The organism is Bacillus sp. LR--39 (assembly GCF_053613335.1).
On sequence record NZ_JBSIOT010001524.1, the window covers coordinates 1 to 530 of the forward strand.

Consider the following 530-nt stretch of genomic DNA (forward strand, 5'->3'; position numbering starts at 1 on the left):
TAAATGACGCATCCGGGCATCGCAGGCGCTTCGCTTCTCGAGGAATAGCCATCCGTCTTTCTCAATATGCTTTCAAGCGTTTATAGACGCCCGAGACGGGCTAAACATTTAATATAAATCAATTGAAAGAGGGTGGAAAGACAATGTTAGGATTTCTCGTTTCTTTAATCGTAGCCATTGTCATCGGATTAATCGGAGGTGCAATCGGAGGCCACGGTGCACCGGGCTCCATGGTCATCGGCTTTATCGGAGCTTGGATCGGCCACGGGCTGTTTGGTACGTGGGGGCCTGATATTGCGGGATTCGCCATCTTTCCGGCGATTATCGGAGCCGCAATTCTCGTCTTCATTTTAAACCTGATCTTCCGCGGAAGAATGGGTTCTCAAGCATAACTTCCAGCCAGCATCGCCCGAAAGCGGTGCTGGTTTTTTTGTTTGGCCGAAACCATTCTCGCATATACTATAGCATCTTATGGTTGACAATTGATCATTGCGGGCATATGATGATGATATAAATTTGCACTAAGGAAA

At 47.4% G+C, this 530-nt stretch carries 1 protein-coding gene; it reads left to right on the forward strand.

Translation table 11 applies throughout. The annotated features are described in order from the left end of the window. The first annotated feature begins 143 nt into the window (after positions 1-143). Positions 144-392, forward strand: coding sequence for a GlsB/YeaQ/YmgE family stress response membrane protein (locus ACWHAR_RS31560; protein WP_003179074.1), 249 nt, complete (start codon positions 144-146; stop codon positions 390-392). The last annotated feature ends 138 nt before the right edge of the window (positions 393-530 follow it).

Bases quoted from the DNA above. Each gene is read 5' to 3' on its own strand.
- ACWHAR_RS31560 (WP_003179074.1), top strand. From the start codon at position 144: ATGTTAGGATTTCTCGTTTCTTTAATCGTAGCCATTGTCATCGGATTA.